Source organism: Streptomyces abyssalis (assembly GCF_001751365.1).
GTDB classification, from domain to species: Bacteria; Actinomycetota; Actinomycetes; order Streptomycetales; family Streptomycetaceae; genus Streptomyces; species Streptomyces abyssalis.
The window spans coordinates 367,027-387,101 of the sequence record NZ_LJGT01000036.1 but is presented as its reverse complement, the minus strand read 5'-3'; the positions used below and the strand labels follow the sequence as shown (position 1 = coordinate 387,101).

19 protein-coding genes and 1 tRNA gene are annotated in these 20,075 nt (G+C 71.3%); 13 read left to right on the top strand and 7 right to left on the bottom strand.

The genetic code is table 11. From position 1 onward, the window contains the following. Positions 1 to 49: 49 nt before the first annotated feature. Together AN215_RS02515 and ddaH are read left to right on the top strand one after the other, a co-directional pair. A complete protein-coding gene (locus AN215_RS02515; protein ID WP_070012405.1) occupies positions 50 to 664 on the top strand; it encodes a TetR/AcrR family transcriptional regulator in 615 nt (204 codons plus the stop codon). A gap of 55 nt (positions 665 to 719) precedes the next feature. After that, positions 720 to 1,508, top strand: a complete 789-nt coding sequence (gene ddaH, locus AN215_RS28320; protein ID WP_070012406.1) for a dimethylargininase — start codon at positions 720 to 722, stop codon at positions 1,506 to 1,508. On the opposite strand, the gene AN215_RS02505 is transcribed toward ddaH, so the two are convergent. Further along, positions 1,409 to 2,320 (bottom strand): IclR family transcriptional regulator, encoded by a 912-nt coding sequence (locus tag AN215_RS02505; protein WP_070012408.1) that lies wholly within the window; start codon positions 2,318 to 2,320, stop codon positions 1,409 to 1,411. The two genes, ddaH and AN215_RS02505, sit on opposite strands and share 100 nt — an antisense overlap. Positions 2,321 to 2,539: 219 nt before the next feature. Between AN215_RS02505 and AN215_RS02500 the strand changes: the two genes are divergently transcribed. From AN215_RS02500 to AN215_RS02475, 6 genes are all read left to right on the top strand, one after another. Further along, positions 2,540 to 3,496 (top strand): LysR family transcriptional regulator, encoded by a 957-nt coding sequence (locus AN215_RS02500; protein WP_070012409.1) that lies wholly within the window; start codon positions 2,540 to 2,542, stop codon positions 3,494 to 3,496. Positions 3,497 to 3,681: 185 nt separating this feature from the next. After that, positions 3,682 to 4,974 (top strand): FAD-dependent oxidoreductase, encoded by a 1,293-nt coding sequence (locus AN215_RS02495; RefSeq protein WP_070012411.1) that lies wholly within the window; start codon positions 3,682 to 3,684, stop codon positions 4,972 to 4,974. Positions 4,975 to 5,038: 64 nt separating this feature from the next. Beyond that, a complete protein-coding gene (ilvD, locus tag AN215_RS02490) occupies positions 5,039 to 6,808 on the top strand; it encodes a dihydroxy-acid dehydratase (protein WP_245694154.1) in 1,770 nt (589 codons plus the stop codon). Then, the gene (locus AN215_RS02485; RefSeq protein WP_070012412.1) at positions 6,808 to 8,103 is read left to right on the top strand and encodes an aconitase X; all 1,296 of its coding nucleotides are present in this window, start codon (positions 6,808 to 6,810) and stop codon (positions 8,101 to 8,103) included. Before ilvD ends, AN215_RS02485 begins: the two co-directional genes overlap by 1 nt. Positions 8,104 to 8,180: 77 nt before the next feature. Beyond that, positions 8,181 to 8,612 (top strand): aconitase X swivel domain-containing protein, encoded by a 432-nt coding sequence (locus tag AN215_RS02480; RefSeq protein WP_070012413.1) that lies wholly within the window; start codon positions 8,181 to 8,183, stop codon positions 8,610 to 8,612. Between the two features lie 13 nt (positions 8,613 to 8,625). Next, positions 8,626 to 10,233 (top strand): MFS transporter, encoded by a 1,608-nt coding sequence (locus AN215_RS02475; RefSeq protein WP_070012414.1) that lies wholly within the window; start codon positions 8,626 to 8,628, stop codon positions 10,231 to 10,233. A 9-nt stretch (positions 10,234 to 10,242) separates the two neighbouring features. Here AN215_RS02475 and AN215_RS30190 read toward each other — a convergent pair whose 3' ends face one another. The 3 genes from AN215_RS30190 to AN215_RS02460 all read right to left on the bottom strand — a co-directional run bounded on the left by AN215_RS30190 (position 10,243) and on the right by AN215_RS02460 (position 11,678). Then, positions 10,243 to 10,677, bottom strand: coding sequence for a MazG-like family protein (locus tag AN215_RS30190; protein WP_070012416.1), 435 nt, complete (start codon positions 10,675 to 10,677; stop codon positions 10,243 to 10,245). A gap of 148 nt (positions 10,678 to 10,825) precedes the next feature. Next, positions 10,826 to 11,296: a VOC family protein gene (locus tag AN215_RS02465; protein WP_070012417.1), complete on the bottom strand. Its 471-nt coding sequence runs from the start codon at positions 11,294 to 11,296 to the stop codon at positions 10,826 to 10,828. A gap of 178 nt (positions 11,297 to 11,474) precedes the next feature. Further along, on the bottom strand, positions 11,475 to 11,678 hold the full coding sequence (locus AN215_RS02460; RefSeq protein ID WP_070012419.1) for a death domain-containing protein: 204 nt from the start codon (positions 11,676 to 11,678) through the stop codon (positions 11,475 to 11,477). Between the two features lie 219 nt (positions 11,679 to 11,897). Here AN215_RS02460 and AN215_RS02455 point away from each other — a divergent pair, with 219 nt between their 5' ends. Both AN215_RS02455 and AN215_RS02450 read left to right on the top strand, forming a co-directional pair. Continuing rightward, positions 11,898 to 12,680 (top strand): lysoplasmalogenase, encoded by a 783-nt coding sequence (locus tag AN215_RS02455; protein ID WP_070012420.1) that lies wholly within the window; start codon positions 11,898 to 11,900, stop codon positions 12,678 to 12,680. 169 nt (positions 12,681 to 12,849) lie between these two features. Then, a complete protein-coding gene (locus AN215_RS02450) occupies positions 12,850 to 13,734 on the top strand; it encodes a Sco1979 family transcriptional regulator (protein ID WP_070012422.1) in 885 nt (294 codons plus the stop codon). 134 nt (positions 13,735 to 13,868) lie between these two features. Here AN215_RS02450 and AN215_RS02445 read toward each other — a convergent pair whose 3' ends face one another. Then, entirely contained in the window at positions 13,869 to 14,588 is a 720-nt protein-coding gene (locus AN215_RS02445) for a GntR family transcriptional regulator (RefSeq protein WP_070012423.1), read from the bottom strand. Between the two features lie 152 nt (positions 14,589 to 14,740). Here AN215_RS02445 and AN215_RS02440 point away from each other — a divergent pair, with 152 nt between their 5' ends. Both AN215_RS02440 and AN215_RS02435 read left to right on the top strand, forming a co-directional pair. Next, on the top strand, positions 14,741 to 16,204 hold the full coding sequence (locus tag AN215_RS02440) for an Nramp family divalent metal transporter (RefSeq protein ID WP_079122608.1): 1,464 nt from the start codon (positions 14,741 to 14,743) through the stop codon (positions 16,202 to 16,204). Beyond that, on the top strand, positions 16,201 to 16,620 hold the full coding sequence (locus AN215_RS02435) for a hypothetical protein (RefSeq protein ID WP_070012426.1): 420 nt from the start codon (positions 16,201 to 16,203) through the stop codon (positions 16,618 to 16,620). The genes AN215_RS02440 and AN215_RS02435 overlap by 4 nt, the downstream gene beginning before the upstream one ends. Before the next feature lie 278 nt (positions 16,621 to 16,898). Here AN215_RS02435 and AN215_RS02430 read toward each other — a convergent pair whose 3' ends face one another. Together AN215_RS02430 and AN215_RS02425 are read right to left on the bottom strand one after the other, a co-directional pair. Next, on the bottom strand, positions 16,899 to 18,044 hold the full coding sequence (locus tag AN215_RS02430) for a PQQ-dependent sugar dehydrogenase (protein WP_070012428.1): 1,146 nt from the start codon (positions 18,042 to 18,044) through the stop codon (positions 16,899 to 16,901). A 356-nt stretch (positions 18,045 to 18,400) separates the two neighbouring features. Then, positions 18,401 to 18,485 (bottom strand) — tRNA-Leu (locus AN215_RS02425). A gap of 153 nt (positions 18,486 to 18,638) precedes the next feature. On the opposite strand from AN215_RS02425, the gene AN215_RS02420 reads away from it, so the two are divergent. Next, positions 18,639 to 19,973, top strand: coding sequence for a M20/M25/M40 family metallo-hydrolase (locus AN215_RS02420; protein WP_070012429.1), 1,335 nt, complete (start codon positions 18,639 to 18,641; stop codon positions 19,971 to 19,973). Positions 19,974 to 20,075 lie beyond the last annotated feature (102 nt).

Genomic DNA, 20,075 nt, shown 5'->3' with positions numbered 1-20,075 from the left:
CCTCCAGTCTGAGCAGGGGCCGTACGGGCGTCAAGTAAAGTGACGCTCCATGGGCGGGAAGCAGGGGGAGCGCACGCGCCGCCGGCTGAGCACCGAAGAGCGCCGCGAGGAGCTTCTTGCCGTGGGTGCGCGGCTGTTCGCGAGCAGGCCCCACGAGGACGTCTCGATCGAGCACGTCGCCGAGATCGCGGGTGTCTCGCGCGGGCTTCTGTACCACTACTTCCCGACCAAGAACGACTTCTTCGCCGCCGTCGTCGAGCGGGAGAGCCGCCGGATGCTGCGCCTGACCGCAGCCGATCCGGGCGTGCCCGTACGGGAGCAGCTGACCAGCGGCCTGGACTGCTTCCTCGAATACGTCGAGAACCACGCGCAGGGTTTCCGCGCCTTCCACCGCGCCGAGGCGGCCGGAGACCCGGCGGTGCGCAAGGTCTACCGGCAAGGCCTCGCCGCACAGGAACGGCAGATCCTGGACGTGCTCGCCGCGGACCCGGAAGCAGCGAGCATCGCCGCGGACCTGCCCACGCTCCGCATCGCCGTGCGCGGCTGGCTCTCTTTCATGGTGACGGTCTGCCTGGAGTGGCTGGAGGAGGAGCCCCGCATGCCGCGCGACCACGTGCGGGACCTGTGCGCGCGGGCGCTGCTGGGTGCGATCACCCCGCCGTAGCGCGACCGCGCCCGCCGATCACCGCCCGCCGCCCGCCGACATACGGAGTCAGCCCGTGCCCGAAGCGAAGGCCCTCGCCCTCGTACGCCCGCCCGTCCCGCGTCTCGCGGAGGGTCTGATCACCCACCTGGAGCGGGTGCCGGTCGACCCGGCGCTCGCCGTGCGCCAATGGGACGGCTATGTACGGGCGTTGCGGGACAACGGCTGGCGGACGGTCGAGGTGCCGGCCGAAGAGACCTGCCCGGACAGCGTGTTCGTGGAGGACGCCGTGGTCGTCCTGGGCGGTACGGCGCTGATCTGCCGGCCCGGGGCCGCTTCGCGGCGTTCCGAGACCGCAGCCGTCGAGGAGTCGGTCCGCGCCCTGGGCTGCGCCGTCCTCCGCGTGGAACCGCCGGGGACGCTCGACGGCGGGGACGTGCTCAAGAGCGGGGGAACGGTGTACGTGGGCCTCGGCGGACGTACGAACGAGGAGGGCGTGCGCCAACTGCGCGCCGCCTTCGAGCCGTTGGGCGCACACGTGGTCCCCGTGCCCGTGACCAGGGTGCTCCATCTGAAATCCGCCGTCACCGCGCTGCCGGACGGCACGGTCATTGGCCATCCGCCGCTCGTGGACGACCCGTCGTACTTCCCCCGCTTCCGGGCGGTGCCGGAGGAGGCCGGCGCCCACGTCGTGCTCCTCGGCGGGAACCGCCTCCTGATGGCTTCCGGAGCGCCCCGCAGCGCGGAGCTGCTCGCCGGGCTCGGCTATGAGCCCGTCCCGGTGGACATCGGCGAGTTCGAGAAGCTGGAGGGCTGCGTGACCTGCCTGTCCGTACGGCTGCGCGACCTGCCGGAGCCCCCGTAGCCGCTGCGGGAACCGGGTGCCGGCGCGCCGAGCGCGCGCGAGATGCCGGAGGCGGCGACCTGGACGAGCGGCACCAGCGTGTGGGCCTGGACGGTCTCCACGTGGGCGACGACCGAGACCGCCGCGACGACTTCGTTCCCCGGCCCGTTGCCCGGACCGTGCACCGGAGCGGCAACGGACACGCTGTCCATCGTCACCTGCCGCTCGCACACGGCGACGCCGGTCTGCCGGACTTCCGCGAGCGCCTGGCGCAGCCGTACGGGATCGCACTCGGTCCGCTCGGTGTAGCTCCGCTGCCGCTGCGCCAGCGCGCGCTCCTGCACGTCCGCGGGCGCGTGGGCGAGCAGTACGCGTCCGACGCTGGTCGGAGTGAGCGCGAAACGACCGCCGACGCGTGTGAGAACGGGCACCGAAGCGCATCCCGCGAGCCTCTCCACGTACACCACGGACAGGTCCTCGCGCACCGCCAGCTGCACGTTTTCGCCGGTGACGCGCGCGAGGTCCGACAGGTGGGGGAGTGCGACCTCGCGCAGGCCCAGGCCGCGCGGGGCGAGCGCCGCGATCTCCCACAGGCGCAGGCCGATGCGGTAACCCCGCTCCGGGTCGCGTTCGAGTGCGCCCCAGTCGGCCAGCTCGCTCACGAGGCGGTGCGCCGTGGTGAGCGGCAGTCCGCTGCGGCGGGAGATCTCGGTGAGCGTGAGCACCGGAGCGGAGGGCGTGAAGGCCTCCAGCACGCGCAGCGCTCTGCCCGTCACCGAACCGGTGCCGGTGCCGGTGCCGCTGTGCGCCGCCGCCCGGTTCCCCTCGCGCATGGTGGCTCTCCTTCGGACGAATCGGACGGGCCGTCCCGCGGCGAAAGCTAGACAGGCGGACGCCATCCGTCAACGCACATGACGCCCGGTGCCTGCGGGGGAGCGGACCGTACGGACGGGGTCCGGGGCGGCACCGGAGGTCCGGGAGCAGGAATGGTGACTTCCGTTTCTGCCTGCGGAGGGCTTGCCGCCCGGCGGCCCACCACGCACGCTGCCCGCATGGCCACCCCGCCCGAGCGCACGCCCGCCCACCTCGCCAATCTCGACCTGAATCTCCTGGTCACACTGCGCGAGCTGTTCCGGGAGCGCAACGTCACCCGGGCTGCGAAGCGACTCGGGGTGTCCCAGCCCGCCGTCAGCGCCTCGCTGTCGCGGCTTCGCCGGCACTTCGGGGACGAGCTGCTGCTGCGTACGGGCGGCGCCTACGTCCTCACCCCGCTCGCCACGCAGCTGACCGAGCAGGTGGAGACGGTCTGCGCCGCCACCGAACGCCTCTTCGCCACCGGCAGCGCCTTCGAACCGGCCGACTCCCGGCGCGAGTTCACGCTGCTGATGTCCGACTATCCGGCGACCGTGCTCGGCGACCGGCTCTCGCGGCTGCTGGCCCGCGAGGCGCCACGGGCGGCGCTGCACATGCGGCTCGTACGGGAGACGATCGGCGGCGACATCGTCGAGACCATCAGGCTCGTCGACGGGATGGTCTCCCCGCGGCTGGGTCACTTCCGTACGCCGGTCAGCTCGCAGCCGCTCTTCAGGGACCGCTGGATGTGCCTCCTCTCGGCGGACCATCCGCTGTGCGAGGCGGAGTCCTTCGGGCCGGCGGACCTGACGCCGCTGCCGTGGGTGGTGCCCTACCACCGGGACGCGGGCTATCCCTCCGCATCCCCGGCGACCCGGCAGCTGACGGCGCTCGGCATACGCCCGCGGATCGCCGTACGGGTGGAGAGCTACCGGGCCGTGCCCGACTTCATCGCCGGCACGCGCCGCGTGGCGCTGTACCCCGCGCGTCTCGCGGCCCGGCTGCCGGCCGAGCGGGGAGTGCGGGCCGTGGAGTGGCCCGTCCCGCTCGACGAGATCGACGAACTCCTGTGGTGGGACACGGTCTACGACAAGGACCCGGCGAACGTCTGGCTGCGCGGTCTGGTGGCGCGGGCCGCGGCCGAGGCGGCGCCGTGACCTGCGGCCCGGCTGACCTGGGGTCGAGACCACGGCATAAGCGCCGTTGATGGCAGCCAGCCGAAGAGGCTATTGAACCGGACGTTCCTTTTCCGGAAGTGGGCTTCCTAGTCTGCCCGCGACGCCTGCTCCGCCGCGCACCCGCCCGCCGCAGGGAGCCGCCGCAGCTCACCCAGGGAGGCCGCATGCCCCACGCGCTGTCCGAACTCACCCTGCGCACCGTCACCAAGGCGCCCGGCCCCGCGGCCCACGCCCTGGACGCGGACGTGTGCGTGGTGGGGGCGGGCGTCTCCGGGGTGTCCGCGGCGATCGAGTCGGCCCGGCTGGGACGCGACGTCGTGCTGGTCGACAGCCTGCCCGTGCTCGGCGGTCAGATGGTCAACTCCCTCATCGGGCTCTTCTGCGGGGTGTTCGGCAACGCACCCGGCTACCGACAGCTCACCCACGGCATGTTCGACGACATCTTCGACAGCCTCGGCGCGAGCGACGACCTGCACTTCAACCGCGGGCACACCATCACCGTCAGTTATGACGAAGTGGCTCTCGGACGGTGGGTCGAGCGGCGCATCCGCGAACTGGGCATACGCGTCGTCCTCGGCGCCTCCATCACCGGCGTCGAACGCGCCGGGCGCCGCATCGGGACCGTCACCTTCGCGACCCGCTTCGGCGACGTCCGCGTCACGGCACCCGGCTTCGTCGACGCGACCGGCGACGCCGCGCTCGCATGGGAGGCGGGACTGCCCTGCCGGGTCCCCGAGCGCACCATCTACGGCTCGCAGCAGATCGTGCTGGAGCACCTGGACGAGACGCACCAGCCCGGACGTGAGGAACTCGCCGAGCACGTCGCCCGCAAGGCCGGCGAGTACGGGCTGCTGCGCGGGGACGGCCTCGCCTTCTTCTTCCCCGGCCGGAACACGGCCGTGATGAACATGACCCACGTCGAAGCGCCGCTCGATCCCGTACGCGCCGCGCAGGCCCAGCTCGAAGGACGCGAACAGGCCGACCTCGTAGTCGAGTTCCTGCGCGCCGAATATCCCAAGGCGTTCGGGAGGGCGCGGGTGCGCTCCTACGGGCTGCCGGGCCGCCGTCAGACCCGCTGGATCAAGGGCGTGCACGCGCTCACCCTCGACGAGGTGCGCGCCGGCACCCGTTTCCCCGACTCCGTCGCCCGTACGGCGTGGCCGATCGAACTGCACGACCGCGCCGAGGGCTACGTGTGGGAGATGTTCGACGCCGACCACCTGCACTACGTGCCGCTGCGCTCGATGCTCTCCCCGGACGCCGACAACCTCGTCGCCGCGGGCCGCTGCGCCGACGGCGACGCAGCCGCCCTCTCCAGCGTCCGGGTGATGGGCCCGTGCGCCGCGATGGGCGCCGGGGCGGCACATGCCCTCGACCTCGCGGGAGGTGACGGCAGCGTGCACGACATCGAGGTCCCCGCACTGCGCGAACGGCTCAAGGCCAACCTCGACGGCTGACCGGCGGCCAGGCCGCGACGGCCGGCAGAGGACGCCCAGAGGCCCGAGGCGGACCAGAAGCCCGATGCAGACCAGAGGCAAGAGGCAGACCAGAGGCAAGAGGACCGAGGAGCAGGAGCAGGCCATGACGGAACTGCGCAGCAACTACCGGCCGGGCACATCCCCGTGGGCCGTACGCCGGGCACAGTGGCGCGCCCTCGGCCTCACCGACGAGGACATGGCCAAGCCGAAGATCGCGATCGTCAACTCCTCGTCCTCGCTGGCCACTTGCTACAGCCACCTGGACGCGGTCGCCCGGGCGGCGAAGGAGGCGGTCGACGAAGCGGGCGGCCTGGGCTTCGAGATCCGCACCGTCGCACCCAGCGACTTCATCCACAGCGCCGGAGGACGCGGCGGCTACATCCTCTCCGCACGCGACCTGATCAGCCACGACATCGAGGCCGCGGTGGAGGGCGCACAGCTTGACGGGATGATCTGCCTGGCCTCCTGCGACAAGACCGCGCCGGGCCAGCTGATGGCCGCCGCCCGCATCAACCTCCCGACGGTCATGGCCGGTTGCGGCTACCAGGCGTGCGGCACCTACCGCGGCAGGCACTGCGACATCGAGGACGTCTTCCTCGGCGCCGGCCACCACGCGCAGGGACGGCTCTCCCTGGAGGAGCTGACCGGCATGAGCGAGACCGCCGTCGCAGGCCCCGGGGTGTGCGCGGGCATGGGCACCGCCAACTCCATGCACATGGCCTGCGAGGCCCTCGGCATGGCACTGCCGGGTTCGACTCCCGTGCTCGCCGAGAGCGCGAAGATGCGGGACGACGTGCGTGCCGCCGCGAGCCGGGCCGTCGCTCTCGTGCACGAGGATCTGCGCCCGCGCGACGTGCTCACACCCCCGGCATTCGAGAACGCGGTCACGCTGATGCTGTCGGTCAGCGCCTCCGTCAACTCGGTGAAGCACCTGCAGGCGATCGCCGAGGAGGCCGAGTCCGGCATCGACGTCTACGGCCTGTACGAGCAACTCGCCGACAGCGTCCCGCTGCTGGCCGCCGTACGCCCCAACGGACCCCACTCCATAGAGGAGTTCGACGCGGCAGGCGGCGCGGCGTGCGTGATGCGCGGCCTCGGCGGGCTGCTGCACACGAGCGCGGGGACGGTGACCGGGCGCACTCTCGGCGAGAACCTGGCCGGGGCGCCGCACCCCGACGGCCGGGTGATCCGCCCCGCGGACAAGCCGCACGGACGGCGGCCCACCATCGTCCTCGTGCGCGGCAGCCTCGCCCCCGCGACCGGCATCGTCAAACTCGCCGTCGACGAACAGCGCGAGACGTCCTTCACCGGACCGGCCAGGGTCTACGAGGACCCGCACGCGGCCCTCGACGGGCTGCGCGAGGGCGCAGTCGCGGCCGGAGACGTGCTGGTGCTCCGCGGCCTCGGCCCCAAGGGCACGCCCGGCATGGGCATGGCGTCCCGCCCTGTCTTCGCCCTCGACGGGGCGGGTTTGACGGGGCAGGTGGCCGTGGTCACCGACGGGCAGCTGTCCGGTCTGGTCAACAAGGGCGTCGTCGTCGGCGAGGTGTCGCCCGAGGCCGCCGACGGAGGGCCGCTGGCACTCGTACGCGACGGAGACACCATCACGGTCGACCTCACCTCGCGCCGCGCCGACCTCCTCGTCCCGGACGACGAACTCGCCCGGCGCCGGGAGGAGTTGGAGACACGGACGCAGGAGCCCTCCCAAGCCGGCACGGCGGCGCGCGGCTGGCTCTCGGTCTACCGGCGCACCGTACGCCCCCTGCAGGAGGGAGCGGTCCTCTCACCCCGCACACGAGGAGCCCACCGCTGATGCTGCTCACCGACTCCGACAAGGCCATGCTGGACGGCGCCGAGGGCCCCGCGACCGCGGCGGCGATGGACCTCCTCGTCCGCTACGGCCGCGCGCTCGACGCCGAACGGCTCTGCGACGTCCGCAACGTCGCCGGGACGATGACCCAGCCCTCGCCCGTGAAGGCCCGGCTCGTGCGCGAGGGCGGCTGGGACAAGGCGTACGCCGTGATCAACCTGGACAGCGACGAGGATCTGCGTATTCCCGCCATGCGCGTGCCCACGTGCCAGCTCCAGCAGTCCTTCGGCCCGGACTCCGAGGGCATCGCCCCGTACCCGAAGGAAATGATCGAGCTGCAGAGCGACGCGGAGTCCTTCTACGGCCGCAAGGGCGTCAACATCCTCGCGACGTGCACGCCTTACCAGGTCGGCAACATCCCCGTACGCGGCGAGCACGTCGCGTGGATGGAGTCCTCCGCGGTGGTGTACGCCAACTCCGTGCTCGGCGCCCGTACGAACTGCGAGGGCACCGCGTCCACCGGCGCGGCGTCGCTGACCGGCCGCATCCCCTGCTGGGGCAACCACCACGCCGCCAACCGCCGCGGCACCCATCTCATCGAGGCACGCACGCCCGTCGACGGACCGCTGGAGTGGGGCATGCTCGGCTACTTCGCGGGCGGTCTCGTCCAGGACGAACGCCCGGTCGTGACCGGCGAGTTGAGGCAGCCCGACCTGCTCGACCTGAAGCACTTCGGCGCTGCGGCGGCATCGTCCGGGGGAGTGGAGATCTACCACCTGCCCGGCATAACCCCCGAAGCGCCCACCACACAGGCCGCGTTCGGGAACGGGACCGGGGCCGGGGCCGCGCCGCCGGAGGCGGTGCCGTACGGCGAGCGCGAGCGCCGCGGCGTCTACGAGGACCTCAACTCCCAGGGTGAGCGAGCCGATGTCGACTTCGTGCTGCTCGGCTGCCCGCACGCCTCCCTCGACCAGGTACGGGAGACCGCGCACCTTCTCGAAGGCCGCCGCCTGCACTCCGGGACGCAGCTGTGGCTGATGGTGCCCAGAGCCCTGCGCACCACCGCCGACCGCAACGGATGGACGGGCACGATCGAGCGGGCCGGAGCCCGCGTCCTGACCGACTCCTGCCCCGCCATGTCCCGCTCCGCACCGCCCGGCACCAGGGTCTTCGCCACCGACTCGGCGAAGCAGGCGCACTACCTGCCCGCGATCCTCGGCATCGAGGCCTGGTTCGGCACGCTCCAGGACTGCATCTCCGCGGCCGTCACCGGCCGCTGGAAGGGAGAGCTGCGATGAGCACGCGCCGGACGGCCGCGGCAGGCGCCCCCGCCCCGTCACCGTCGCCCCCTGAGACGGGCCGACACCCTCACGCCGTGGTCGAGTTGCACGGCAGGACCGTCGTCCCCGGCACGGCCGAGGGCGAGGCTCTCGTCTCGCAGGCGACGATCTCCGGCTGGGGCGGCATCGACCCCGCACGCGGCGTGATCATCGAACGCCGCCACCCCCTGTACGGGCAGTCGTTCGCCGGCAAGGTGCTCGTCTTCCCCGGCGCCAAGGGCTCCTCGGGCTGGGCCGGGTTCTTCCAGTCGACGCGCCTGCTCGGCACCGCACCGCTGGCGATGATCTACGTCACGACCACCACCAAGGCCGCCCTCGGGGCGGTCGTCACCCGCGTCCCCGCCGTCACCGCGCTGGACCGGGACCCGCTCACCGTGATCCGCACCGGCGACCGCGTCCGCGTCGACGCCGGCGACGGGCGCGGCCTGGTCACCGTCCGTCCCGCGCACCCGGCACACCCTCAATGACGAGGAGCTTCCCATGTCATCCGCACCGTCGTCCCCGGACGGGCCCGCCTCACCGCCCGTCGTGGAACTCGCACCGCTCATCGAGAAACAGCAGGGCCGCAGGGCCTGGTACAGGGTCTTCGGGATCTGCTGCCTGATCACCTTCCTCGACGGCTTCGACTTCCAGATCCTCTCCTTCACCGCCACGTACCTGAAAGGGGACTTCGGCCTGAGCGACACCCAGTTGGGCACGCTCGGCACGGTCGGTCTCTTCGGCACGCTCGTCGGCGGTCTGTGCATGGGGTATCTGGGCGACCGAATCGGCCGCAAGCCCTCCATAGCGATGTGCGTCGCGGGCTTCGGCGTCTTCATGATGGCCTTCGCCCTGGCGGACACGTACGCACATCTCTTCGTGCTGCGCTTCGTCTCGGGGTTCTTCCTCGCCGGAGTGCTGCCGCTGTCCTGGGCGCTGACCGCGGAGTACGCGCCGAAGCGGTTCCGCGTCACCGCCATCTCGGTGATCATGGTCGGCTACACGCTCGGCGGCGCGGCCGGCGGGCCCGTATCCAACCTCATGGTGCCCGGCTACGGCTGGAGTTCGGTCTTCGTGGCGGGCGGCGTCTGCTCGCTGCTCGCACTCGTACCGGTGATGCTCTTCCTTCCCGAATCCGTGAAGTTCCTGGCACAGCGCGGCCGTCCGGACGCCGACCGGCGCATCGCGCAGATCCTCACCCGGCTGTGGCCCGGCCAAGCGGTGGAGCCGGCAACGCACTTCGTGCCCGGCGATCCACAACCGGCCGCCCCGGGCAGGAAGTTCACGCCGGTCACGCTCTTCCGTGGCTCACTCGCACGCATCACGCCGCTGCTGTGGACCGTGTACGTGTGCTCGTCCGCACTGATCTACTTCATGGTCTTCTGGACGCCGCTCATCAACGAGCGGATGGGCTTCAGCGTCAGCTCCGCGGCTCTCATCGCCGCCGCGGCGAGCGTCGCGGGCGCCTGCGCGCAGCTTGCGATCAGCAGGTTCGTGGACCGCAAGGGCGTGGGCAGCATCCTGTGGATGCCGCTGATGGCCACGGCCGCGATGCTGACACTGGGGCTCGGGGCCCCGGGGCCGGTGCTGTACATCTGCGTGATCATCTCCGCGAAGATGTTCATCAACGGCGGGCACGGGGGCATCACCAGCATCGCCGGCACCTTCTATCCCACGGCGATACGTGCCAACGGCGCCGCCTGGGCGTCCTCCGTTGCCAAGGTCGGCGCCATGGTGGGCCCCTGGCTCGGCGGGGTGCTGCTCGACGCGGGACTGGGCACGTCCGGAGCGTTCACCGTCTTCGCTCTGTGTCCGGCGGTGATGGTCGTCGTGCTGCTCGCCATGGGACGCGCCCAGAAGTCGCTCTCCCCGGACACGGAGGGCGCGCTGGCGTCCGGCGGCCCGGAGGGCGACGCGGCGGCCTTCGCTGACGTCGCGACCGCCCGCGTGGACGACGGGGACGGTCCGGACGGCACCCGCCTCGCAAAGGACGCGGGCGGCGCGGACCCTGCGGCGGACCACACGGGGTCCGCGACGGCAGCCCCCGTACTGACGGGTGGTCACGGCGACACCGCGCCCGGGCGGCAGAAGCCCGAGCCGCAGCCCTGACCTGACGCGTCAGCCGGCTGTCGTGCCGGAGCGGGGCCGCCCCGGCTCGTCAGGCGACTGCGCCTCGTTCGCCTCGTGCGGCTGGTGCTGCCCGTGCGGATCCCGCGCCGTCTGCACGGGCTCCGGGCCGTGCGGCACCAGGGAACGCCGCGCCACCTCACCGATCCTGGCGTCGAGTGCGGCCGCCGGGTCGCCGGTGAACCGGTGCAGCGCGACGGCGGCGGTGAGGATAACGTCGCACAGCTCCGCGGCCACGTCGGCGGAGGTGTGCGTACGGCCCTTGCGGGGGTTCTGCCCCGTCGTGCCGATGTACGCCTGCATCACCTCGCCGGACTCCTCGGCGAGCTTCATCAGGCGCATCGCCGTCTCCTGCTCGCCGTCGCCGTTGGCGGAGTCCAGCCACTCCACGAGCCGCCGGATCGTGGCCCACTGATCAGGCGTCATCGGTCGTCCCCTTCACGCGCGGCGCTGCCCCGGCAGCATACGGGTGCGGGCACGAGGCCCTCACCTCGTGCCCGCACCCGCTCGCGTTCCCGCTCCCGCATCCGCGTCCGGCGCACCGCCACCGCGCCCTCGGGACGCGGCGTCCGGCTCACGGCTTGCCGGCGTCCACCAGAGCCTGCACGTCCAGCTTCCTCATCCCGAACATCGCCTTCATCACCCGCGCGGATCTCTCCGGGTCGGGGTCGCCGATCAGCTCCGGCAGGATCCGCGGCACGATCTGCCAATACAGGCCGAACCTGTCCTTCAGCCAGCCGCACGGACCTTCCTCGCCGCCGTCGCCGAGCTTCTCCCAGTACATGTCGACCTCCGCCTGGTCGGCGCAGTCCACGTAGAGCGAGACGGCCTCGTTGAATGTGAACTCCGGGCCGCCGTTGAGTGCCGTGAAGCGCTGCCCGGAGAGTTCGAACGCGATGGTCATGACCGTGCCGGCCTCGCCCGGCCCGGCCTCCCCGTACCGCTGCACGTCGATCACGCGCGAGTCGGGGAAGACCGACGTGTAGTGGTTCACGGCCTCCTCGGCCTGGTCGTCGTACCAGAGAAACGTAGTGATCTTCTGCATGGCTTCCGTCCTCCTCGGCCACGATGTGCGCGATTGCTCTTGCATGGACCGACCGCCGCGGGCGGCAGGGTTCATCGCGTCAGGGGTGCTCCTTCGCGGGCGCTGAGCGGGCCGGGAGCCGCGGCTCCCGGCGGCCTCCGTCTCCGGCGTCTCCGGCAGGGCGGAGCGCCGGAGCGCTTCAGCCCCATACCTCCGGACCGCCGCCGCGCCACTCGATCAGATTGGGGTCGTCGAGCTGGATCTCGTCCTCGCTCAGGCCCGCGTGACGCAGGAACTCGCTGACGTCCTCCTGGCGGAAGGCGATGCCCAGCTGCTCCGCGTGCGCGGTGACACGGCGGCCGCCGCCCGTCGCCGGAGGATGCACGACGATGGGCGGGGTCATGCGGTCTGCTCCCGCCGTGCGGTCTCCGAGGTCATCTGCGCCTCCGGTTGATGGACGGGCACGGCCGGTCCGGCCCTTCACGACGAACCGTAGGAACGCCCGCCCCCGGCCGCGCCGCGCCACTCGCCCCCTTCGACCGAATGCGTCGCAGGTGAGTCCCTTCCGGCGCCGCCCCGGCCCTGTTGACCGGCCGTGCGGGCGCGGACAAGACTGCCCGGCATGATGATCACAGGACGCTCCACCCGCCACAGAATCCGCAGAGCGACGTCAGCGGCGGCCGCGCGCACCACCCGCCCCGACGGGAACGGCCGCAGCGCCCTGGTCGCCTTCGGCGCCCTCGCCGCCGCGGATCTGGCGGCCGTCGCGAGCGACCGTACGCGCGGCCTGCGCCGCGCCGCGAAGCCGCTCCTCATGCCGGCCCTCGCCTCGTACGTGCTGCGTCGCCGGGCCGACGGGACGTCAGCAGCACCCGCCCCCCTCGTCACGGGCCTCGCCTTCGCCACCGCCGGGGACACCGCCCTCCTCTTCGACGAGCACGAACCGGCCTTCCTCCTGGGGATGGCCGCCTTCCTGGGCACCCAGGTCAACTACACCACCGGGTACGCACGGCTGGGCGCGCTGCGCTCGCTGCGGCGCAAGCCCTGGACGGCCGCCGGCTGCCTCGCCGGCTGGGCCGCCGTGAACGGCGTGCTCGCGCCCACGCTGGACAAGCGGCTGCGGCTGCCCGTCGCCGGCTACAGCCTCGCCCTGACGGTCATGGGCGCCACGGCACTCGGGGTCGGCGGCCGGGTGGGCGCGGGGGCCGCGGCGTTCGTCGGCTCCGACCTGCTGATCGGGCTGCAGGCGGCCGGCCGCAAGGTGCCCTCGCAAGAGCTGCTGATCATGACCGGCTACATCCTCGGGCAGTACCTGATCACCACAGGCTGGCTGGACCGGCAGGACGCCGACGGCTCCGACGAGGACGGCGCCCCGCAGGGCGGACCGGCCACACGGCACCCATGAGCCCAGCTCATCGCGCCAGGCCGAGCGGATTTCCGTGCCTGCCCGGCTCTTCAAGGAGCGAGCGGTCACCTGATATTTTCAACTCGACGGCATCGGGGTGAAGTTCACAGCAACGCCGTTCAACTGAGGTGTTCTCGCACGTACTTGTCACCCGGTCAGGAGGTTGCGCGTGAGCGGCGGCCCGCTGCCGAGCGGTCAGAACGCCCCCACGGTGCTGCGCATCGTCCTGGGCAAGCGGCTGCGTGAGCTGCGTGAGGAGCGCCGGCTGGGCCTGTCCGACGCGGCACGCGTCCTGGACGTCAATCAGTTGACCGTACGCCGCCTGGAGAGCGGTCAGGTGGGCTTCAAGCTGCCCTACGTCAAGGCGTTGCTGGAGCTGTACGAGGTCCGGCCCGAAGAGGCCGGCGAGTTCCTGGCGATGACGGAGCAGGCCAACAAGCCCGGCTGGTGGCACTCCTTCCGGGACGCCCTGCCCGACTGGTTCCGCGCCTACGTCAGTCTGGAGACCTCGGCCAGTGTGCTGCGCGTCTACGAACCGCACTACGTCACCGGGCTGCTGCAGACCGCGGACTACGCACGTGCCGTCATACGCGCCGGCTTCCCCGAGGCGCCGGCGGAGGCCGTCGAGCAGCGTGTCGAACTGCGGCTGCGCCGCCAGGACCTGCTCGACTCCCCGGACGCACCGTCCCTTTGGGTGGTCATGGAGGAGGCCGCGCTGCGCCGCTTCGTCGGCCCGCCGCGGGTGATGCGCACCCAGATCGGCCGGCTCATCGAGGCACTGGAAAGGCCGCGGATCACCTTGCGCATCCTGCCGCTCGCCGCCGGCGCGCACCCCGGCACCAGCGGCCACTTCACATACTTCCGTTTCGGGGAGCGGGAGTTGCAGGACATCGTCTACACCGAAGTGGGGCTGACCAGCGCGCTCTACTACGACCAGCGCCGCGACGTCGTGCCCCATCTGGAGACGCACACCGGCATGTCCCAGCTCGCCGCGAAGCTCGTCCCCGACGCCCGTGCGTATCTGACGGGTCTGCAGAAGGAGTACGACCGGTGAGGCCCGCTCCCGCCCGGCAGAGGAAGGTTCGATGAGCAGCGACGGCGGCACGGGGACCGGCACCAGCAGGCCGTACTCGGCCCGCATGTACGACTACTGAGCAGACGGCAAGGACTGCGGCAGGCCATGCTCCGTCAGGTCGGCTCCGCGCCCGAGGCCTCCGACACCGGCCGCAGCCGCTCGTAATAGGCCGTCTCCAGGTGTGTCCGCATGGCCGCCTCGGCGGCCCCCGGATCCCCGGCCAGGACGGCGTCCGTGATCGCGCGGTGCTCCTCCAGCGTCCGCCGGCCGATGCCGCTGTCGTAGTAGAGCCGGAAGATGTGCAGGTGGCAGTGGGTGCGCTCGAACGCGAGCCGCACCTGCGCACTTCCGGCCAGCTCCGCCACCAGCACGTGGAAGCGGGTGTCGTGCGCCGTCAGTGCCTTGTAGGCGTCGTACGTCGCCTCGTGAGGGGCGTCGCAGGCCGCCATCTCCGCGCGCAGCCTCCCGCGGCCGCGCTCGTCCGCCTTCTCGGCGGCCCTCGCCGCCGCCCACGGCTCGATGAGCAGCCGGAACCGGTAGAGGTCGGCGAGCTGTTCGCGGTTGAGGAGCGGCGTGGTCCGGTATCCCCGCAGAGGCTCCTTGACCACCAGCTCCGCCGTCTCCAGCCGGGCCAGCGCCTCCCGTACGGGGGTGGGGGAGACCCCGAGCTGGCGGGCGAGCCCGTCGATCGAGACCCGCTCGCCCGGCGCGATGGCGTGGTCCATGATCAGTGCCTTGACGGCCTCGTGGACGTCGTCCGTGAGCATCTGACGCCGGGGCAGTGGTGTCGCCGGCGCCGCGCCGCGCGCCGTTTCCGCAGGTGACCCGTCCATGGTGTGTCCCCCTGAGTGTGCTGGCCCCGGTGCTTGCGTGACGTAAACGAGAGCGGTCCACTCCCTTGACGCCGCAGCTGACCGGCTCGAATAATCGTACGACCTGTTCCACGTATCCTATAGGATATACGAAGACGATCGTCTGGACTGACATGGCCACAGAAGAAATCGGTCGCAACGCAGAGCCCGTGCTGCGTCTCCCGGAACCACCCCCGGAGCTGCGACGGGGAGGCTTCAGCCTCGCCACGGTCCTCAAGTTCTTCGGCCCCGGCGCGATCATCGCCTCGCTCACCATCGGGAGCGGCGAATCGATCCTCGCCTCGCGCGAGGGCGCGGTCTTCGGCTACACCGTTCTGTGGGCGATCGTCGTGGGGACGGTCGCCAAGGGGGCGCTCGTCTACGCCTCCAACCGGCACATCACGCTCACCGGCGAACACCCCATGACGCGCTTCGGCAAGGTCATGCCCGGTCCGCGCGGCTGGTTTCCGGTGCTGCTGGCGCTGATCTGCCTCGCCTCGTTCCCGGGCTGGGCGAGCGGAGTGGCCGTCGCGCTCGGCGACTTCCTCGCATCGCAGGGAGCGGGCAACGCCACCGCCTACGCCATCGGAATCCTCCTCTTCGCGGCGGTGCTGTCCTGGGCGGGCGGCTACACGGTGCTGGAGAGGGTGCAGGTCGTCATCGCCGGCCTGATGGTGGTGCTCGTCCTGATCGGGGTCTTCGTCGCGCAGCCCGACTGGCTCGGCGTGCTGGGCGGCCTGGTGCCCGGCAGCTTCGAGTACGCCCCGTTCGTGGCCGACAAGTACCCGGAGATCCCCGAGACTTCGGTCTGGGTCGAACTCGTGGTGTTCATGGGCGGCCTCGGCGGAGGCATGTACGACTACATCGGCTACACCGGCATGCTCCGGGAGAAGAAGTGGGGGATGCTCGGGCACCGGGACGTCGACGCGATAGGCCGGAGGCTGGCCGCGCAGGAGTCCAGGGCCCGTATCCCGCTCTCCGCAGAGCCCGAGGACGTGGAGAAGGCCCGCGCGTGGAACCGTGCCCCCCTCTTCGACATGATGGCAGCGTTCCTCGCGATGGCCGTCATCGCGGCGGCGTTCATGATCAACGGTGCGGCGATACTCGGGGAGAAGCAGCAGGTTCCCGAGGGCAACGACGTGCTGACCTACCAGTCGCAGTTCCTCGCCGGGGTGGCACCGGTCTTCGAGTACTTCTACATCGTGGCCATCGTCATGGTGCTCTTCGGCACCGTCTACGCCCTGTGGGAGGCGTACTCCTGGACGACGTACGAGAGTCTCGCGGCCGTCTCGGAGAAGGTCCGCGCCCGCGGCCAGCGGGGCATCAGGCCCTACGTCTACGTCTGGACCGGCATCGGCGCCATATTGATGATCGCCACGGGAGCGGACTTCGTGGATCTGATCACCCCCGCGTCCATCGTCGGCGGTGTCTTCGCCTGCGGCATCTACGGCGCGGGACTGCTCTACATCGACAAGGTCAACATGCCCACCGAGTACCGGATGAGCAAGCTGTTGCGCAGCCTCGTGGCCGTCGGCTCGGTGTTCCTCACGGTCTGCGGAGTCATCGCGATGCTCTCGTACGCGGAGGTCATCTCATGAACCGGCGGTTGAAGTGGCGTTACATGGTGATCGGCCTGGGCTTCCTCGGGCTCGCAGCCGTACGGGCGTCGCATGACGCGCCGGTGTGGGCAGCGGTGTTCGTGGTCGCCGCCGCCGTGAACTTCTGGCTCGGCGTGCACGAGGGGGCGCGGCCGGCGACCGCTTCCCCCTCTGCCCGCCCGCTCCCCGGCCCGTCCGAGGTCGAGCGTTCCCTGGAGGGCTACCGCACCTCGGCACGGCAGTGGCAGATCATCGGCGCCACGGGCGTCCTGCTCGGCGGCGCACTGCTGCTGCTCGAACCGGCCCTCGCCGTCCTCGCGGGCGGCGCAGCCCTCTTCTCCCTGCACCGGGCACACCGGGCGGGGCGCGCCGCCACCACGCTCAGGCGTGCGGCCGCGGGAACGGCACAGGGGTGAGGCGCAGCCGCTGACCGTGCCTGGCGGATGAGGAGCAGACACGGCACCGCTCGCACGCCGGATCACTCCGTACGCCACACGTCTTCGAGCCGCGGTGCGCGCCGTACCGTACGGACGGCCGTGGCGAGACCGTCCAGAGCGATCATGAACACGGCGTAGGCGGCCGGCGTTCCTCTGCGGGCGCCGGCCGGTGCCCCCGCCGCAGATACGGCGGGAGCACCGGTACGAACGCGAGCCGGACCCGGGCCCGTTGTGCCGGACCCGCCGCACCGGGCTCGCTACGCCGGGTCGATGCGGGAGACGCTGCCGCCGATGTCGAGTACGTACAGTTCGCCGTCGCCGTCCTCCACGAACGCGACGACCTCGCCGCCGTTGACCCCGAGGTCGGTCTCGCCGGTCACTTCGCCGTTGTCCATCTGCAGGGCGCGGACGGTGCCGTCGCAGTAGTCGCTGAAGAGGTACTGGCCCCGCAGGTCCGGTATCGCCTCGCCCCGGTACACATATCCGCCGGTGACCGAACAGGCCAGCCCGTCGCGGCCGTACTCATGGACCGGCGGCACGTGGTTCTCGGGCTCCTCGCCCGAGAACACGAGTGTGCCCTCCATGCGTGACCAGCCGTAGTTCTCACCGCCCTTGCTGCCGGCCGGCGCCCAGTCGATCTCCTCGCGCTTGCTCTGGCCGACGTCCCCTATCAGCAGGTCGCCCGTCCCCGCGTCGAAGGAGAACCGCCACGGATTGCGCAGCCCGTACGCCCAGATCTCGTCCCTCGCGTCCGGGTCGTCCACGAACGGGTTGTCAGGCGGGATCGCGTACGGGTCGCCGCCGCCCGGGTCGATCCGCAGCAGCTTGCCGAGCAGAGTGCCGAGGTTCTGTCCGTGGTCGTGCGGATCGCCGCCCGAGCCCCCGTCGCCCAACCCGATGTAGAGCATGCCGTCGGGGCCGAACGCGATGTCGCCGCCGTTGTGGTTCGCGTACGGCTGCTCCTGGGTGAGGACGGTGCGCCGGGTGTCCGGCTGGATCTCGCCGCCCTCCATGGCGAACTCGTCCACGGTGCTGGTGCCTTCGAGGTCCGTGAACGAGATGTAGAAGTGCGCGAACTCCTTGTCGAACGCGATGCCCAGCAGGCCGCGTTCGCCGTCGGTGGTGGTCTCGTCGGATATGTCGAGGACTGGCTCGCCGAGCCCCTGATCGTCCAGGACCCGTACGCGGCCGGCGCGTTCGGCTATCCAGACCGTGTCGCCCGGCCCTGCCTTGCCCGCGGCCGGGTTCTCGGCCGTGGCCACTTCGTTGAGTACGACCTCCGCCTGACGCGGAGCGGCGGGCTCGTCGGCGGACGCCGTGTTCAAGGCCAACGCCGCGACGAGACAGGTCGCGACGAGACAGACGGTGCCGACGATCGCCGAGCTTCTGGTGCGAACTTTCATGGTGACCCTCCTGGAGGCGGCGGATCGAGAGTTCACCCGGCTGCTCGGGGGCAGAGTCGCGTGGGTCGTCGCCCGTGCCGGCACGCAACCTGGGTGGGGGGATGGTGTGCCACCGGCCAGAGATGAGGATACGGGGACGAGGGCAGCTGGTATAGGCCAATGCGGCTTCCAGTCCCGGGCGCCGACCTGCGCCGAGCGCCTTCCCGCCGCCCGGCCGCATCGGGCCGGGCGGGCGCGGCCCAACGAGGGGCGCCTGAAGCTCATTTGGCCCTCGGCCTCAGCCCGGCCCGGCCCATGAGACGCAAACGGTGCCGACCGGAACCCCGGTCGGCACCATCTGCGGTGCGCTGTGGATGTGTCGGGAGGGGGACTTGAACCCCCACGCCCTGTAAAGGGCACTAGCACCTCAAGCTAGCGCGTCTGCCATTCCGCCACCCCGACAAGGTGCGGCGCCCGCCTTCGGCGTGCGGCCGGAGACAACTTTAACACTGCGACCGGGGGTCCCGATCACCCCGGCTCCCCGCCCTGCTCTTGGGTGCCCGCGCTGTGAGAGGGAGTATGGGGACGGACCCCGCGGCTATACGAGGAGGCAGCGTGAACCAGTCGACCCCTGCACCGGCCGGTGACGGACCGGGCGCCGAGAGCGAGGTCGTCGACCTCTGCCGCGATCTCATCCGGATCGACACCAGCAACTACGGCAACAACGAGGGTCCGGGGGAGCGTGCCGCCGCCGAGTACGTCGCGGAGAAGCTCGCCGAAGTCGGTCTGGAACCTGAGATCTTCGAGTCCAGTCCGGGCCGCGCCTCCACGGTCGCCCGCATCGCGGGGGAGGACTCCTCCCGTCCGGCCCTGCTGATCCACGGGCACACGGACGTCGTGCCGGCCAACGCCGCGGACTGGACGCACGACCCCTTCTCCGGGGAGATCGCGGACGGCTGCGTCTGGGGTCGCGGCGCCGTCGACATGAAGGACATGGACGCGATGACCCTCGCGGTCGTACGTGACCGGCTGCGCAGCGGACGCAGGCCGCCGCGCGACGTTGTGCTGGCCTTCCTCGCCGACGAGGAGGCCGGTGGCCTCTACGGGGCGCGTCACCTGGTCGACAACCACCGCGACCTCTTCGACGGCGTCACCGAGGCGATCGGCGAGGTCGGCGGATTCTCCTTCACGGTCAACGACGACCTGCGCCTGTATCTGGTGGAGACGGCCCAGAAGGGCATGCACTGGATGCGGCTGACGGTCGACGGCACGGCCGGGCACGGGTCGATGACCAACAACGACAACGCGATCACAGAACTCTGCGAAGCCGTGGGCCGGTTGGGACGGCACAAGTTCCCGGTGCGCGTGACCAAGACCGTGCGTTCGTTCCTGGACGAGCTGTCCGACGCCCTCGGCACGGAACTCGACCCCGAGGACATGGAGGAGACGCTCGCCAAGCTCGGCGGCATCGCGAAGATCATCGGCGCCACCCTGCAGAACACCGCGGCGCCCACCCAGCTCGGCGCGGGCTACAAGGTCAACGTCATCCCGGGCCAGGCCACCGCCCACGTCGACGGCCGCTTCCTGCCAGGCCACGAGGAGGAGTTCCTCGCCGATCTGGACCGGGTCCTCGGGCCTCGCGTCCGGCGCTCGGACGTCCACGCCGACAAGGCCCTTGAGACGAGCTTCGACGGTGCGCTGGTGGACGCCATGCAGACCTCGCTGAAGGCCGAGGACCCGGCCGCGCGGGCGGTGCCGTACATGCTTTCCGGTGGCACGGACGCCAAGTCGTTCGACGACCTCGGCATCCGCTGCTTCGGGTTCGCCCCGCTGAAACTGCCGCCCGAGCTCGACTTCGCCGGAATGTTCCACGGGGTCGACGAGCGGGTGCCGGTGGACGGGCTGAAATTCGGGGTCCGTGTACTCGACCGCTTCCTGGACAAGTGCTGACTCGGTCAGCGCTCGGTCCGCCGGTGCCGAACTGAGCCGCCCGTACGGTCAGTTCGGAGGAGACGCCGCCGGATTTCCCGGAACGGTGTGCGATCCTTCGTC

What these genes read in the sequence shown, in the direction of transcription:
- AN215_RS02445 (WP_070012423.1), bottom strand. Translation starts at nt 14,588, where the DNA reads ATGGACGGGTCACCTGCGGAAACGGCGCGCGGCGCGGCGCCGGCGACA.
- AN215_RS02440 (WP_079122608.1), top strand. Translation starts at nt 14,741, where the DNA reads ATGGCCACAGAAGAAATCGGTCGCAACGCAGAGCCCGTGCTGCGTCTC.
- AN215_RS02435 (WP_070012426.1), top strand. Translation starts at nt 16,201, where the DNA reads ATGAACCGGCGGTTGAAGTGGCGTTACATGGTGATCGGCCTGGGCTTC.
- AN215_RS02465 (WP_070012417.1), bottom strand. Translation starts at nt 11,296, where the DNA reads ATGCAGAAGATCACTACGTTTCTCTGGTACGACGACCAGGCCGAGGAG.
- AN215_RS02475 (WP_070012414.1), top strand. Translation starts at nt 8,626, where the DNA reads ATGTCATCCGCACCGTCGTCCCCGGACGGGCCCGCCTCACCGCCCGTC.
- ilvD (WP_245694154.1), top strand. Translation starts at nt 5,039, where the DNA reads ATGCAGACCAGAGGCAAGAGGCAGACCAGAGGCAAGAGGACCGAGGAG.
- AN215_RS02455 (WP_070012420.1), top strand. Translation starts at nt 11,898, where the DNA reads ATGATGATCACAGGACGCTCCACCCGCCACAGAATCCGCAGAGCGACG.
- AN215_RS02485 (WP_070012412.1), top strand. Translation starts at nt 6,808, where the DNA reads ATGCTGCTCACCGACTCCGACAAGGCCATGCTGGACGGCGCCGAGGGC.
- AN215_RS02515 (WP_070012405.1), top strand. Translation starts at nt 50, where the DNA reads ATGGGCGGGAAGCAGGGGGAGCGCACGCGCCGCCGGCTGAGCACCGAA.
- AN215_RS30190 (WP_070012416.1), bottom strand. Translation starts at nt 10,677, where the DNA reads ATGACGCCTGATCAGTGGGCCACGATCCGGCGGCTCGTGGAGTGGCTG.
- AN215_RS02430 (WP_070012428.1), bottom strand. Translation starts at nt 18,044, where the DNA reads ATGAAAGTTCGCACCAGAAGCTCGGCGATCGTCGGCACCGTCTGTCTC.
- AN215_RS02495 (WP_070012411.1), top strand. Translation starts at nt 3,682, where the DNA reads ATGCCCCACGCGCTGTCCGAACTCACCCTGCGCACCGTCACCAAGGCG.
- AN215_RS02460 (WP_070012419.1), bottom strand. Translation starts at nt 11,678, where the DNA reads ATGACCCCGCCCATCGTCGTGCATCCTCCGGCGACGGGCGGCGGCCGC.
- AN215_RS02500 (WP_070012409.1), top strand. Translation starts at nt 2,540, where the DNA reads ATGGCCACCCCGCCCGAGCGCACGCCCGCCCACCTCGCCAATCTCGAC.
- AN215_RS02505 (WP_070012408.1), bottom strand. Translation starts at nt 2,320, where the DNA reads ATGCGCGAGGGGAACCGGGCGGCGGCGCACAGCGGCACCGGCACCGGC.